The sequence below is a fragment of the Neobacillus sp. SAB-20_R2A genome (assembly GCF_049568635.1).
GTDB lineage: Bacteria > Bacillota > Bacilli > Bacillales > Cytobacillaceae > Neobacillus > Neobacillus citreus.
The window spans coordinates 5,340,805-5,355,164 of record NZ_CP145895.1 but is presented as its reverse complement, the minus strand read 5'-3'; the positions used below and the strand labels follow the sequence as shown (position 1 = coordinate 5,355,164).

The window sequence follows — 14,360 nt, the reverse complement described above, 5'->3', positions numbered from 1 at the left end:
GGCAAAAGATTGCCGAAACGGTAATCAATACGGTCTATTGGCGCCCGAAGTCGCCAAAGGATTGTCGAAATGGTAACCAATAAGGGGCTTAGTAACCCAAACGTAAAAAAATCGCCCAAAGTGGTAACCAATAGGTATTTTAATAAAATAGTATTTTTTTAAGGGGTGGAGAAAAAGTGTTCACAAAGAGAAATTCAAGGGCAACCCGCTTCTTGGCAGTCATCCTTTCCATTCTGCTGGTTGCCTTTAACATATCGGCCGGCGCCATCATGCCGGTTTTTGCCCAAACAACAGACACTGGGACTGGTCAAACTACAGCAACTGGCGGGACAATAACCGAATCTGGCGGGCAACCGCTAACCACAACGCAGGAGCCCACCGGCCAAAGTGGAGCAACCACATCTAGTGACTCAACTGGCACTGGAGGGACAGCCGACTCCGGAACGCCAACTGACCCGCCTGAGACAGCAAACTATCAAATTACAGCTAATGTAACAGCGGGCGAGGGCATGGTCAATATCAATGAAGCGGATTACACCGCCCCTGTTCAGGTGAAATCAGGGTCAGATGTTGCCATTGTCATCACGCCTGAACCAAATTACGAAATTAAGTCGGTAAAAATCGCTGGGCAAGAACAGCCGTTAACGGACAACCAAAGGTACACCCACACGATTTCATCGATTATGGCCGACACCACCATTGAAGTCGAATTTGTGTTAAAAACATACACCGTCACCTTCCAATACAACGCACTTGAAGGGACGGTAAAGGACGACGCAAACAAAACCATTAGCTCTCTCGGCGGAACGATCAACGTCCAGCATGGCAATGATTCCTTTTTCACGGTAACTCCGTTAACAGGTTTTCATGTCGAAAGCATCAATGTCGATGGCGACAATCTCGACTTGACAAAAGATGTGACGCTAATCCAGCCGGACAGCTATAAGTACACCTTCACAAATGTTACAGCAAACCACGACGTGAAAGTAGAGTTTGTCATCAACACCTACGCCGTTACGGCTAGTGTCAACGGCGGCAACGGAGATGTGAAGCTGGATAAATCCACAGTCGATTATGACGGCGCAGCAACAGCCACGATGACACCAAACCAGGACTACCGGGTAGCTTCCATCAAGGTAAACGGAACGGCTGTGGATCTTGCCGCTGATGCGAATTTTACAGAAAATGAGGACGGGACTTATTCTTACACGGTTAAAAACATTAAAGAGCCAATTTCAATCGAAGTAACCTTTGAGAAAATCCCGACACTAGACGGAACTTGGTCGCAATTCGTTTCGATTACACCAACCGCCGGTGCATTACTCGACTCGTATAAAGAAGGCGGCAAAGAAATCCGCGTCTATTCAAAGGACGCTGTGGTGCAGGTTGCGCCAAATCCGGAATCGGCCTACAACCTTATCAATCTGCAAACCTCCGCCGGCTCCAGCAAAAAGTGGCAAACGGAGTACACCTTCAATAAATCCACTTCGATTAAAGACATGAAGGTGAAGATTGCAGGCACGAAAAAGAGCGAGCAAACGGTTAACTTGGATGGCGATATCTTGCTGGTATTCGATAACCAAGGTCCGGCCGTCAAAGAGCCTGCACTGGATGGAAAAAACAAAACCACCATCAATAACGTGACATGGTTCAGTGACACAGTGACCGTTTCCGGTGAAATCGATAACGGAACCCAAAGCTTCGACGGTGTCGCCTACTCTACTCCTATTGAAAAAGTCTTTTACAGCAATGCTACGGATGCAGCGGTTGCTCCAAGCGAGGCAGCATTCGATGCAAAAACCAACCGTTACACCTTTGGCCCAGTCGAAAAAGGCCAATACAAAGTTTGGGCTGTTGACAAGGCGGGTAACCAATCCCCCGAAAAGCTAATCAACATTAACATCGACCAGACGAACCCGACACTAGCAGACGGCAAAGCTGTGAAAGTTGAACAAATTAACGACGATACTTGGTCCCAGGTTTTAAACATCCTTACATTTGGAATGTTTTTTAACAAAGGAATTCAGGTAACGGTGAAAGCCATGGATGGGGAATCTGGTGTTCAGAAGATTACGTTGTATGCAAACACTGCGAATTCTACTGATAAAAAGCAGGTTCCATTAGTTTCCGAAACCTTCAGCAAAGATACCCGGACAGCCGAGGCAGTGTTCCTCCTCGATGATGAAAGTTTCGAAGGGACGTTTTCCGTTGAAGTAGCCGACAATGTAAATAACAAACAAAATTATGATGTTAACGAAACGAATATCCAACCGGAAGGCAACGGACACTTCATGATTGACCGGAAGGCGCCGACTGCGGAATTAACGGTTGTCTCAGAAAAAAGTCCGTATGTGGTTAATGATACCGAGTTTTACAGCGGTGATGCGAAAGTAAACATCAAAGCAGAAGACCAAGAATCCGGCGTCAACACTGTGACTATTAATCTAAATGACAAGAAATATAAAGAATATGATTTTTCACAAGAAAAGCAAGTAAGTCCGGCGATCGAAGCGATTGACACAAGCACGCTTGACCAAGAAAATCGCTTATACGATTTTTCCGTTACGGTAAAAGATAATGCTGGCAATAAAACGGATGCAGCGCCAAAGAAAATTTTTGTTGATGAAAACGAACCGGTTCTTGCAGACGGAGAGGCAGTCACTTTTGCTGTCATCAACGACAGCACGATTGCCAAGGTGTTAAACTACCTTAGCTTTGGAACATTTTTTAATAAAAAAATTGAAGTGACAGTGAAGGTCAAGGATGACGCTTCCGGAATAAAGGACTTAAAGGTAATTGCTGTTCCAGAGAACGCGGGGGAAGAGGCACCGGCGTTAACTCGGGAAAGCTTTGAAACCCAAGGTCTAACTGCCGAAGCGACCTACACTCTGGATGTGGACCGTTTCAAGGGAACGTTCCAAGTCGAAGTCACTGACAATGTGAATAACAAGAACCAGACGCCATATTTGGTGAATTCGAGCAATTCAAATATCAAGGCCAAGGATAGCGGTGTTGTGATGATTGAAAAAACAGCACCTGCTGCAGCTATCAAAATTACTGCTAAAGACGGCGTTTCATCCTATGCGGCTGATGATACAAAAGAGTTTTACAACGGCGAAGTCATGTACGATGTCGATGTGCAGGATGCCGATTCCGGTGTCAATGCGGTAAAAATCAACGTGAACGACCAGCCTGTTGATGAGTATTTTTACCATGAAGAGTCGACGGTCCAGCATCGCCCGGATTTGGCGGCGACGGATACCGGCGATTCCAGGATTACCAGAAATGAAGATGGTTCCTACCATATCGCTGTTGAAACTGTTGATAATGCTGGGAATGCGGCACAGGTTGAAAAAACTATTTTCATAGACCAATCGAGCCCAATGATTACCGATTTTCATTTTTCAACGGACGAAGAGCAGCAGGATGCAACAGAGAGTCTCCAGGAAGCAGTTGAACTCACGGAATATGGCTTCTTTTTCAAAAAGCCGATTCAGGTGACGGTGAAAGCGGAGGACCCGGTGATTGGCTTTGAAGCAACGAGCGAAGTTAAATCGATGGTGATTTATCTGCAAGATTATGAGAATGGCAAATTCTATGCGGTGCTTGCGGATGGTTCGCTGCAGGAAATCACGTCAACGGCGGTTGACAGCATTGCCGCTGTTCCGACATCAGGTGAATTCAGCTTTAATGTCCCTGCGGCATTTAAAGGGCAAATTTTTGCAAAAGCGACGGATCACGTCAATAATACAAGTGCTTTTGCCACACCGGACGGCACGGTCATTGAGGATGAAGCGCAGCACGCCAAAGAGGCACATATTACGCTTGAAAAAGCAGAAACATCCTATCGTGACAATCAGGATCTCGAGCTTTACCCGAATAACGTGGATGTGAAGCTAACCGTGACCGACACTTACTCAGGCTTGAATGAGGTAGAATGGTCGGTGGTAGCACCTTATGATACGGCGAATAACCAAGGCGGACGCCTGCAGCTTAATAATGACGGCTCGTTTGCGGATGGCGGCAATCCAGACGGCTGGCAGGTAGCGAAGACTGATAAAAACCTCGTTACCGAGATGACTAAAACGATTGCGGTCAGCAACAATAGCAACGCCATTGTGGTCAAGGCGAAGGTGACGGACCGGGCTGGCAACACGTCGGAAAAAGAGCTGACGTTCAGTATCGACAAGACCGCGCCGCAGATCAAAGTAACTTATGACAACAATTCGCCGGATCAGGATTATCCTGATTTTTATAAAGCAGACCGAACGGCAACCGTTGTGGTGACGGAACGGAACTTTAATCCAAAAGATGTGGAACATTTGATTACAAATACAGATGGGGCTGTTCCTTCGTTGGTTGGCTGGAGTACCGCAGTTAATACAGCCGACCCGGATAAAACAACACATACAGCAACAGTGAAATTCAGTGCGGATGGCGATTATACCTTTGATATCAAGTATAAGGATAATGCCGGAAATGCGGCACCAGCAGTGCCGCAGCAGAAGTTTACGATTGATAAAACCATTCCTGTTATAAAAGTTTCCTATAATAATGGCTCGGCGGCCAACGGCAACTATTATCGAGCAAGCCGGACGGCAACGATTTCGATTACCGAGCATAACTTTGATGCCGGGCGCGTAAGGGTGACTGGTACGGCCAGTGATAATGGGTCTGCCGCGGCATTCCCGAAAGTGAGCGGCTGGAGTTCGAAGGGTGACGTCCACACAGCGACGATTCAATATGCTGTGGATGGCAAGTACAGCTTTGATATCGATTTTACCGATAAGGCTGGGAATATTGCCGCCGATTATAAGGCAGAGGAGTTCACCGTTGATCAAACGGCGCCTGAACTAACAATTACCGGCGTTCAGGATCAGTCGGCCAATAACGGAGACGTGATTCCGGTGATCACTTATTCCGATACGAATTTTAATCAAAAGGCTGTAAGCATCAAGCTGACAGGAGCGAATCACGGCCCGGCAGCGCTCGATGGCAACTATGCCGATGCGCCAAATGGCCAGGTGTTTACGTTTAAAAACTTCGAGAAGAAAAAAGAAATCGATGACCTTTATACGTTAACGGCGACGCTTGTGGACTTTGCCGGAAATGAAACCTCCAAAACGATTCGTTTCTCTGTGAACCGCTTTGGTTCGGTTTATGTGTTCGATGATGCACTTAAGGCAATTGACGGAAAATATGTGCAGAAGGAAACGGACGTTATTGTGACCGAAACGAACGTCGACAGCCTGAAAGCTGATACGATTCAAGTCAAAATGACGAAGAACGGTACGCCTTCTGACTTGGCGGAGGGTAAGGATTATACCGTCACTGAAACCGGCGGCGCCGGGCAGTGGAGCCAATACAAGTATGTGGTGAAAAAATCGCTATTTACCGGCGATGGCAAATATACCGTTGCGCTTTATTCCGAAGATGCAGCAGGTAACATCAATGAGAATATCGATGAGAAGAAGCAGGCTGAAATCTCCTTTGGTATCGACAAGACCGCTCCGGTGATTGTGCCGATTGATATTGAGAGTGGGGAGCAGTATCCGGTTGATACGAAGGCCGTAACGGTTTCTGTTAAAGATAATCTAGTGCTTAAGGATACCGAAATCTATCTAAATGGTAAAAAAGTGGAGCACAAGGCGGACGGCGAAAACTACACGTTTGATATCCAAAGCTTAAACTCCAAACAGAATGTGAAGATTATTGCGGTAGATGCGGCCGGAAACGAGCTGAGCAAAAAGGTTAATGACATTCTTGTTTCCACCAACCCGATCGTCCGCTGGTATAACAATAAGACCTTGTTTATGGGATCGATTGGCGGTGTCGGCAGCCTGGCAGCTGTAATTACAGCGCTAGTCCTTGTCCGGAAGAGGAAAACTTATGGAGCCGAGACTATTGAAAAGTAATGAGAGGAGGGAGACGTAATCATGTTTAAAGATACATCACTTCTCGTTTTGATCATTGCAGCCGCCGGATTGGTTGTGAATATTATTACGTTGATCGTAGTCATTGGGGTTTTAAAGAAGTTTAAAAAAGAGGCGGTGATGTTGGATGCTGGGCAAGCCGCTGTAGCAGTGGAGGCCTCGGTGCAAAAAGAGAAGCCGGCTGGCGGGCAGTCAAAGCCTGCCGCAGCTGCTGGTGCAGGAGTAGTCTTTTGCCGTAACTGCGGGAGCCCATTCGACTCCAACAACGCTGCCTGTCCACAATGCAACACACCGCGTGGCTACAGAAAAGAAGAAGGGACCTGATTCCTTAATTGAGGTCATATGTTTAGAGGCTTGCCGTTTCGGCAAGCCTTATTTTTTGTTTCCTTTCCTTTTGGAAAATCGCCCTTTACTTTACCCGTGAGGTTTCCGAAAATGAGAGAACGGTAAAAATAGACGTCCTATTTTAAAATAAACGCCTTTTCTCCTATAATGGAAATAACAATATTCTTTACGGGAGGCAGGAAACCGATGCTAGCAGTCATAGAAAAATTAGAAAATAGCTACATCGCACGATTCGAGCGGCAATTTGATCATTCCATTGAGGAGGTATGGTCCTGGTTAACGGACAACGAAAAATTAGCCAAGTGGTTTAACGAGCTTCGAGTTGGTGAGCTGCGCGAAGGCGGGTTTATGGAGTTCGATATGGGCGACGGAACCTTTGAGAAGATGGCCATCATGGACCTCAAAGATCAATCCGTATTGGAGTTTACTTGGGGAAGTGACATGGCAGTGCGATTCGAACTTTCCACGGAAGCCTCGGGCTGCAAGCTGTTTTTAATAGAAAAGATTGAAAAAATTACCCCCCACACCCCAAAGGACCTTGCCGGCTGGCATGTATGCCTTGATGTGATTAAGGCCCTGATGGAAGGCGAAACCATCGAACGGATGGAAGAATGGAAAAAGTGGTATGAGGAATATAAACAAGCTGTTGAGAAAGTGTCTCCAAATGAATAAAAGGTCCAGACTGGAAACAGACACATTAGGAAGGAGAACTTTATGCGGTATTTACTGTTATTAATTATAGCTGTTCCGGCAGCAGAAATCGGATTTTTGCTTCTTTCGGGAAAAACAATCGGGGTCTGGCCTACCATCCTGCTTATTATTTTGACCGGCGTGTTAGGGGCATACTTAGCCAAAAGAGAGGGTCTACAAACTATCAGGAAGGCCCAGGAGCAGCTTCGAATGGGACAAATCCCGGGCGAAGCGGTTTTGGACGGCATTTGTATCATGATCGGCGGAATCCTGCTGTTAACACCGGGGTTCTTGACTGACATATTCGGCTTCCTGCTCCTATTCCCTCCAACCCGAAAGCCGGTTAAATTTCTTATGATTAACGCACTAAGAAAACGAATAGAAAAAGGCAATATACGAATCATAAAATAGGCAAGGGGCCTGAAACCCTGCTTCTGCAAAAGTTTAATGCGGCAAAGCAGCGGGATTGGGCTCCTGTTTTATTCGATAAAGGTAATTTTAAAAAAATATAAGGGGGTAGCAGGATGAATTTATCAGGTAACACGATTTTAATAACCGGCGGTGCCTCTGGTATTGGCCTGGCGTTTGCAGCGCGGTTTTTGGAAAGAGGGAACGAGGTCATCATAGTAGGCCGGCGCCAGGAAAAGCTTGAGGAAGCAAAGGCAAAGTATCCTAAACTACATATACATGCTTGTGATGTATCTAAATTAGAGGAACGGGCCAAGCTTTCGGAATGGGTTACCAAAGAATTTCCTTCTTTAAATATCTTGGTCAACAATGCCGGCATTCAGCAGCGAGTGAATCTCCTCAAACCAGATAAGGATTGGGGCTATTATCAAAATGAAATCGCCATTAACGTGGAAGGACCCATTCATCTTTCGATGCTCTTAATCCCGCAATTAAAGAAGCAGAAGGACGCGGCCATCATTAATGTTTCCTCTGGCCTGGCGCTGATGCCGGGTGTGTGGGTCCCAATCTATAGTGCGACAAAAGCAGCCCTTCATTCCTTTACGGTTTCCTTAAGGCAGCAATTAGCGGAAACGAGCATAGAGGTGGTTGAAATTTTCCCACCAGCAGTGAATACAGATTTAGGCGGGGCGGGACTGCATACCTTCGGGGCACCTTTGGCCGATTTTGCTGATACTATTTTCCAAGGTTTCGAAAATAACCGCCAAGAAATAGGCTACGGTGATACCGAGAATCGGCTTAAAGCCACAAGAGAAGAAAATTTAAAAGGAAGCCAAAAGGCATGGGAAGGATTTTTGAAAAATAACCCGGATTGGCGGGAGTGAACGGTGTTGTAATCAATAGAGAGTGACATTCTGGTCCCCGCATCTGTGATGCATCAAGGTTAATCATGGTTTCCTCCATATTTTTATGATTGAAACAATGTGATCACCGTGATAACCTTGAGATTATGTAGAAAAAAAGAGGTGAGGGGATTTTGAACATAAAAGCTTTAACCATTGCGTTGTTTACCGTTATGATATGGGGAGCATCTTTCCCTGCCATTCGTGTGATTTTACATGGAGGCTATTCTCCAGGGCATCTAATCCTCACTCGATACCTTATCGCTTCGGCACTATTTGCGATTTACGCGCTATGGCCCGGTGTTAAATTCCGTCTGCCACAAAAAGGGGATATACTGAAAATTGTGATATTGGGTTTTGTAGGGATCAGTATTTATCATATCGGCGTTGCTTTCGGTGAGAAAACCGTAAATGCAGGAGTCGCGGCGATGCTGATTTCGTCAACGCCTATTTTTACTGCCCTAATCGCTCTATTCGTATTAAAGGAACGGCTAGGGTTGTTTGGCTGGATAGGCTTAGGTTTGGGCTTTTTGGGAATCGGTATCATTGCACTTGAAACAGCAGGCTCGTCTTTCCATATCTCCAGCGGTGTGTTCCTTCTATTAATCGCTGCTTTGGGGACATCGGTGATGTTTGCCTTTCAAAAGCCTCTCTTGAGACGTTATTCATCGATCGAATTAACAGCCTACTTTACCTGGGTTGGAACGATTCCTTTTTTTATTTACTTTCCGGGATATTTTCAAGAACTGCAGCACGCATCCCTGGATGCCCATTTATCGGCTATTTATTTAGGGATTTTTCCAACTGCGATTGGCTATGTCACATGGACAATCGCCCTCTCCTTAGGAAAATCCGGGTCGGTTATGAGCATGATATATTTTGAACCGGTATTCGCCATCCTCATTGCCTGGATTTGGATCAATGAACAGCCAAGCGTCATTTCCATCATCGGGGGCGCAGTTGCCATTGCCGGAGTTATCGTCGTCAACACACTGGGATCCAAAAAACACACACCAGCAATCGAACCAGTAAGCGTCCAGCCCCCGCTGTGATGCATGGGGACGGTTCTCATGCCTCACTATTTTGAGGCATAAGAACCGTCCCTATGCATCATTTTTGTGCAAAACTTGATGGATTGATGGTACAATTGATGGTATAATGAGCCTGAACCTGTCATATCGTGAGGAAGGTAGATTACGATGAAACCATTGCAAAGTGATAGTGTGATCCCGCTTTATCATCAGCTTAAGGAAAGATTAAAACAATCGATTGATAGTGGTGACTGGAAGCCTGGGGATCAAATTCCATCCGAGCATCAATTAATGAATAATTATAATGTTAGTAGAAATACCGCAAAAAAAGCAATTGAGGAACTCGTTCAGGATGGGCTGCTTTATCGAATTCAGGGAAAAGGCACGTTTGTGGCGAAGCCGAAGCTGATGCAGCAATCCTTAATGGGATTATACAGCTTCAGCAAGGGCTTTAAGGAAAAAGGGATGGTCCCTAATGACATTGTCATAGACATCCGGGAAGTCAAACCAACCCCGGAGATTATGGAAGAGTTGCAGGTAACCGGCGATGAACAGGTCATTGAAATGAAGCGCCTTCGCTGTGTCGATGATGATCCATATATTCTGGAATCCTCCTTCTTTCCAAAAAGAGTGGTACCGAATATTGAGCCTTTGAAGAGAGTGGGAGAGACCTCCCTGTATGATTTGCTTGAGGAGGAATTTAACGTCATTGTGAACAGGGCAATTGAGGCATTTGAACCCGTTTTAATTCGTCCGGACGAAAGTGAATTCCTAAAAACAGAAGCTGGGAAACCCGCTTTGTTGTTAGAACGAACCGCCTTTGACACGAGCGGTAAGCCGGTAGAATTTTGCCGTTCGATTGTGCGCGGGGACCGCTGTCGGTTTTATACAGAACTTACGTAGGTTCGTCTTACTTAAAAAAAGTCTCACTGCAAAAGGTGAGGCTTTTTAAAAAATGTATGATTCGCGTGAACATTTAGGGCAGGATCATATTTACAAGAAATATTTTATTATAATGGATTGACTTAAAATTACGAATGGTGCTATATTCTTATTAATTCAAAAAATTTAAGCAATTGCCGTTGTAAGCTTTGACCTCGAGGTGTTTTACTAGTGGTAAGATTAAAAGATATTGCGGAATATGTAGGCGTTTCCATCTCTACGGTTTCGCGGGTCATTCAAAACGACCAAACACGAAATGTGAATCAGGAAACGAAGAATAAGATTTGGCAGGCGGTTAAGGAGTTAGGTTATACACCGAACCAGCATGCCCGTAACCTTGTTCACAACAAACAACAGAAAAGCAATACACGAACGATGAAAATTGGCTGGGTGGCCAATCCAAAGCAAGCGGAAATCAACCCGTACTTTTCCGATATCTATACCGGAATTCGTGATACATTAACGAATCAAGATTACACCCTAATAAGTATTACCAAGGATGAGCTGGAAAATGAATCGCTGCTTCTTAAGACAATTCATGACTTGGGGATTGAAGGGTTGCTACTGATCGACAGGATTGATGACAGCCTGATTGACTACATACGAAAAACAATTCCTGTGGTAGGACTAGACTTTTTCTATACGGATAAGAATATCGCCATTGTCGATTATGATCGTAAGGAAGCCATTAAAACGGTCGTTAAGCATTTGATTAGCCAAGGACATCGAGAAATTGGGTTTATTGGCGGCGGGGCAAATGAAACCTATAAGGATTTGCATGATGAATCCCGGTTTAAAGGTTTCCAAGCTGCCATGGACGAGGCAGGACTTACTGTTAAGCAGGAATGGATAATCAACACCAAGTGGAAAATGGAAAACAGCTATGAGGGAATGAACCAGCTGATTAAAAGTAACCCTGAATCATTGCCAACCGCTATGGTATGCGCCAGTGATATGATGGCCATAGCTGCGATGAGAGCTGCAATTGAAAATGAGTTAAGAATTCCCGAAGACATCGCCTTCTTTGGTGTGGATAATATCGAAATGGGAAAATATTCTTCACCACCGCTTTCAACTGTTGATATCCCTAAATATGAAATGGGAAAAATGGCAGCGAAAACAATTATGGAAATGGTAGAGGAAAAAGTAACACTCCCTATTAAAATGATTTTGCCCTTTAAATTGGTTATTCGTGAGTCATCTGCTATAAAACGGACCTAAACGGTTCCTTTTTTTAAAAGCCTTTGGAAAACGTTTGGGTAGAATACGGAAAATTTTCCGAAGAATGCAAAATGAGAGGAGAAGGATTATGAAAAGAATGACAGCAATCCTGATAGGTGCGGGTGACAGAGGGGCAAGGGCCTATGCGCCATATGCTGCGGCTTATCCAACTGAATTGAAGATTGTCGGTGTCGCGGAGCCGTGGGCCGAAAGAAGAACAAAAGTGCAAGAAGCCCACCAGATTCCAGAGGAAAATTGTTATGAATCGTGGGAAGAAGCATTGCAGCAGGAGCAGCCAATTGCCGATATTGCCATCATTTGTACACTCGACAGAGATCATTTCAAGGTAACGATGAGAGCGTTAGAGCTGGGTTATCATGTTCTGTTGGAAAAACCAATGTCCCCTGACCCATTGGAATGTATTTTGATGGAACAACAGGCGAAAACATATAACCGGCAGCTGACCATCTGCCACGTCTTGAGATATACCGATTTCTGGTCCACGATTAAAAAGGTGATTGCGAGTGGGGATATTGGTGATGTGGTCTCTCTACAGCTGAATGAAAATGTCGAAGTCATGCATATGTCCCACAGCTTTGTCAGGGGAAATTGGAACAACAAAGAAAAATCAAGTCCAATGATTCTTCAGAAATCCTGCCATGACATGGATATTATCTCGTTTGTGATGGGCAAAGAGTGTAAACGTATAAGCTCCTATGGCTCGTTGATGCATTTCAAAGAGGAAAATGCCCCAGCTGGTGCGCCGCTCCGATGTTTGGATGGCTGTCCTGCCGAGCTTGAGTGCCCATTCCATGCTGGTAGATATTATCTTGGCGAAGGAAAGGGCTGGGCAAAGAAATTCACCGAGGACCATACAAACGAAGGGATTATCAAAGCTTTAAATAAAACCCCTTACGGAAAATGCGTGTACCGCTCCGACAATAATGTTGTTGACCATCAGGTGGTAAATATGGAGTTCGAGGACGGTGCCACCGCCACCTTCAGCATGTGCGGCTTTACAAGAGAGCAGACGCGAATTGTCCAGATTATGGGGACAAAAGGGGAAATCCGCGGAAATATGGAGGAAAACAGAATTTCAATCTTTGACTTCCTGACCAAGCAAGAAACCGTCATCCATTTCGATCGGCCTATGGGCGGACATGGCGGCGGTGATCATGGAATCATGAGAACATTCCTCCGGGAAATCCAGTTTGGTAACACCGAGGGCGGGGTTTCTTCCGCATCCGCCTCCGTTAGAAGCCACCTGATGGCATTTGCCGCTGAAGAATCTCGCGTGCATGAGGGCCAATCGATTAATATAGATGACTATTATCAAAGTTTACAAGAAACTAGTAAAGCTTAAAGTTGGAAAAATTGGATTGTCACACCGCGTTTTCGTGGTGATGCAATAATAAACTAAAAGCAAGTAGAAGGAATGGGAGAATCAACTCTATTGGGAAAACGTTTGGTACGGAGGTGGTAAGCGTTATCTAAATATGTTAAGAGAAACCTAAATGAATCAACATGAAGTTTATCATCTAGAAAAACCCTTATGTGTAAAAACAGTAATGAATTGAAAAACTATTAAACTATTTTTGAAAGAAGGGCAAAAGGATGAGAAAATGGCTAATCATGCTTCTAACTGTGGTTCTAGGATTATTAGGGCTTGCAGGCTGCAGTGATAGTGACAAAGCTTCTAGTGATGCGAAGGACGGAAAAGTCGAAATAACCTATGGCATTTGGGATAAAAAGCAACTTCCTGCCATTGAAGATATTATCAAATTATTTAACGAAAAATATCCAAACATCAAGGTGAAAACGGAGATTACTCCTTATGGACAGTACTTTCAAAAGCTTGAAACAGCAGCAACGGGCGGCGCTTTACCTGATGTTCTGTGGATGAACGGAGCTCATGTTACTCAATATGCAGAGGGTAAAGTAATCCTTCCATTAAGCGATATGGCCAAAAAGGATAATTATAGCTTGGATAATTATCCGAAATCATTAATCGACCTTTACACCGTTGACGGAAAAGTTTATGGAATTCCAAAAGACTACGATACCATCGGTTTCTGGTACAATAAAAAGATTTTTGACGATGCAGGTGTACCGTATCCGGATGAAAGCTGGGATTGGAATAAATTAAAAGATGTGGCGAAACAGCTGACAAACAAAGATAAAGGGGTTTGGGGTTTTGCCTCTACGATTGCCAACCAAGAAGGCTATTATAATTTCATTTGGCAAAATGGAGGCTATGTTATTTCCAAGGATGGCAAAAAAGCTGGATTTGATGATCCAAAAACAGTCGAAGCCCTTAAATTCTATACCAGTTTCATAAAAGAAGGTTTATCACCAACACAAGCCCAAATGACAGAAACGGCAGCTTCTGAGCTTTTCTCTTCCGGAAAAGTAGCGATGATGCTTGATGGCCCTTGGATGGTACCGGAATATAAGAAGAACCCTGATTTAAATGTAACCATTCTCCCAAAAGGCGAAACCCGTGCGACAGCGATTCATGGATTGTCCAATGTGATTGCGGCCAATACAAAGCATAAAGATGCGGCATGGAAATTTGTCCAGTTCTTGGGCTCTAAGGAAGCTGCCGAGATTTATGCGAAAACGGGAACCGTCATTCCAGCGTTTAACGGTGCGCAGGATACTTGGGTGAAATCTGTTCCAAGCCTTAATCTTCAAGCCTTTATTGATGCAAGCGAATACTCTGTGCCGCTGCCGAATGCGAAAAGCACAGGGGAAATTTGGCAGTACGAGGTTGATATCCTGAAAAAGGCATGGAGCCAAGAAGAAAGCATTGAAGATGCCGCAAAAGAATTAACGAAAAAAGCAAACGAGGCTTTATCTAAGTAATAAAAAAAAGAAGAGGAGAATTG

The 14,360-nt window shown here is 44.7% G+C and carries 10 protein-coding genes; all 10 read left to right on the top strand.

The features are described from left to right. Positions 1-176 precede the first annotated feature (176 nt). The 10 genes from V5M37_RS26300 to V5M37_RS26255 all read left to right on the top strand — a co-directional run bounded on the left by V5M37_RS26300 (position 177) and on the right by V5M37_RS26255 (position 14,337). A complete protein-coding gene (locus V5M37_RS26300; RefSeq protein ID WP_423799829.1) occupies positions 177-5,915 on the top strand; it encodes an Ig-like domain repeat protein in 5,739 nt (1,912 codons plus the stop codon). A gap of 21 nt (positions 5,916-5,936) precedes the next feature. Continuing rightward, positions 5,937-6,257 (top strand): hypothetical protein, encoded by a 321-nt coding sequence (locus tag V5M37_RS26295; protein ID WP_423799828.1) that lies wholly within the window; start codon positions 5,937-5,939, stop codon positions 6,255-6,257. Positions 6,258-6,464: 207 nt separating this feature from the next. After that, positions 6,465-6,950 (top strand): SRPBCC family protein, encoded by a 486-nt coding sequence (locus V5M37_RS26290; protein WP_423799827.1) that lies wholly within the window; start codon positions 6,465-6,467, stop codon positions 6,948-6,950. 42 nt (positions 6,951-6,992) lie between these two features. Then, positions 6,993-7,379 carry an FxsA family protein gene (locus tag V5M37_RS26285; protein WP_423799826.1) on the top strand — a complete coding sequence of 129 codons (387 nt, stop codon included), beginning with the start codon at positions 6,993-6,995 and terminating at the stop codon, positions 7,377-7,379. Positions 7,380-7,492: 113 nt separating this feature from the next. Next, on the top strand, positions 7,493-8,260 hold the full coding sequence (locus V5M37_RS26280; protein WP_423799825.1) for an SDR family oxidoreductase: 768 nt from the start codon (positions 7,493-7,495) through the stop codon (positions 8,258-8,260). 152 nt (positions 8,261-8,412) lie between these two features. Beyond that, positions 8,413-9,330 carry a DMT family transporter gene (locus V5M37_RS26275; protein WP_423799824.1) on the top strand — a complete coding sequence of 306 codons (918 nt, stop codon included), beginning with the start codon at positions 8,413-8,415 and terminating at the stop codon, positions 9,328-9,330. 147 nt (positions 9,331-9,477) lie between these two features. After that, a complete protein-coding gene (locus tag V5M37_RS26270) occupies positions 9,478-10,212 on the top strand; it encodes a GntR family transcriptional regulator (protein WP_423799823.1) in 735 nt (244 codons plus the stop codon). Between the two features lie 210 nt (positions 10,213-10,422). After that, positions 10,423-11,472 (top strand): LacI family DNA-binding transcriptional regulator, encoded by a 1,050-nt coding sequence (locus tag V5M37_RS26265; RefSeq protein WP_423799822.1) that lies wholly within the window; start codon positions 10,423-10,425, stop codon positions 11,470-11,472. A gap of 88 nt (positions 11,473-11,560) precedes the next feature. Then, a complete protein-coding gene (locus V5M37_RS26260) occupies positions 11,561-12,835 on the top strand; it encodes a Gfo/Idh/MocA family protein (protein ID WP_423799821.1) in 1,275 nt (424 codons plus the stop codon). Positions 12,836-13,086: 251 nt separating this feature from the next. Then, entirely contained in the window at positions 13,087-14,337 is a 1,251-nt protein-coding gene (locus V5M37_RS26255) for an ABC transporter substrate-binding protein (protein WP_423799820.1), read from the top strand. The last annotated feature ends 23 nt before the right edge of the window (positions 14,338-14,360 follow it).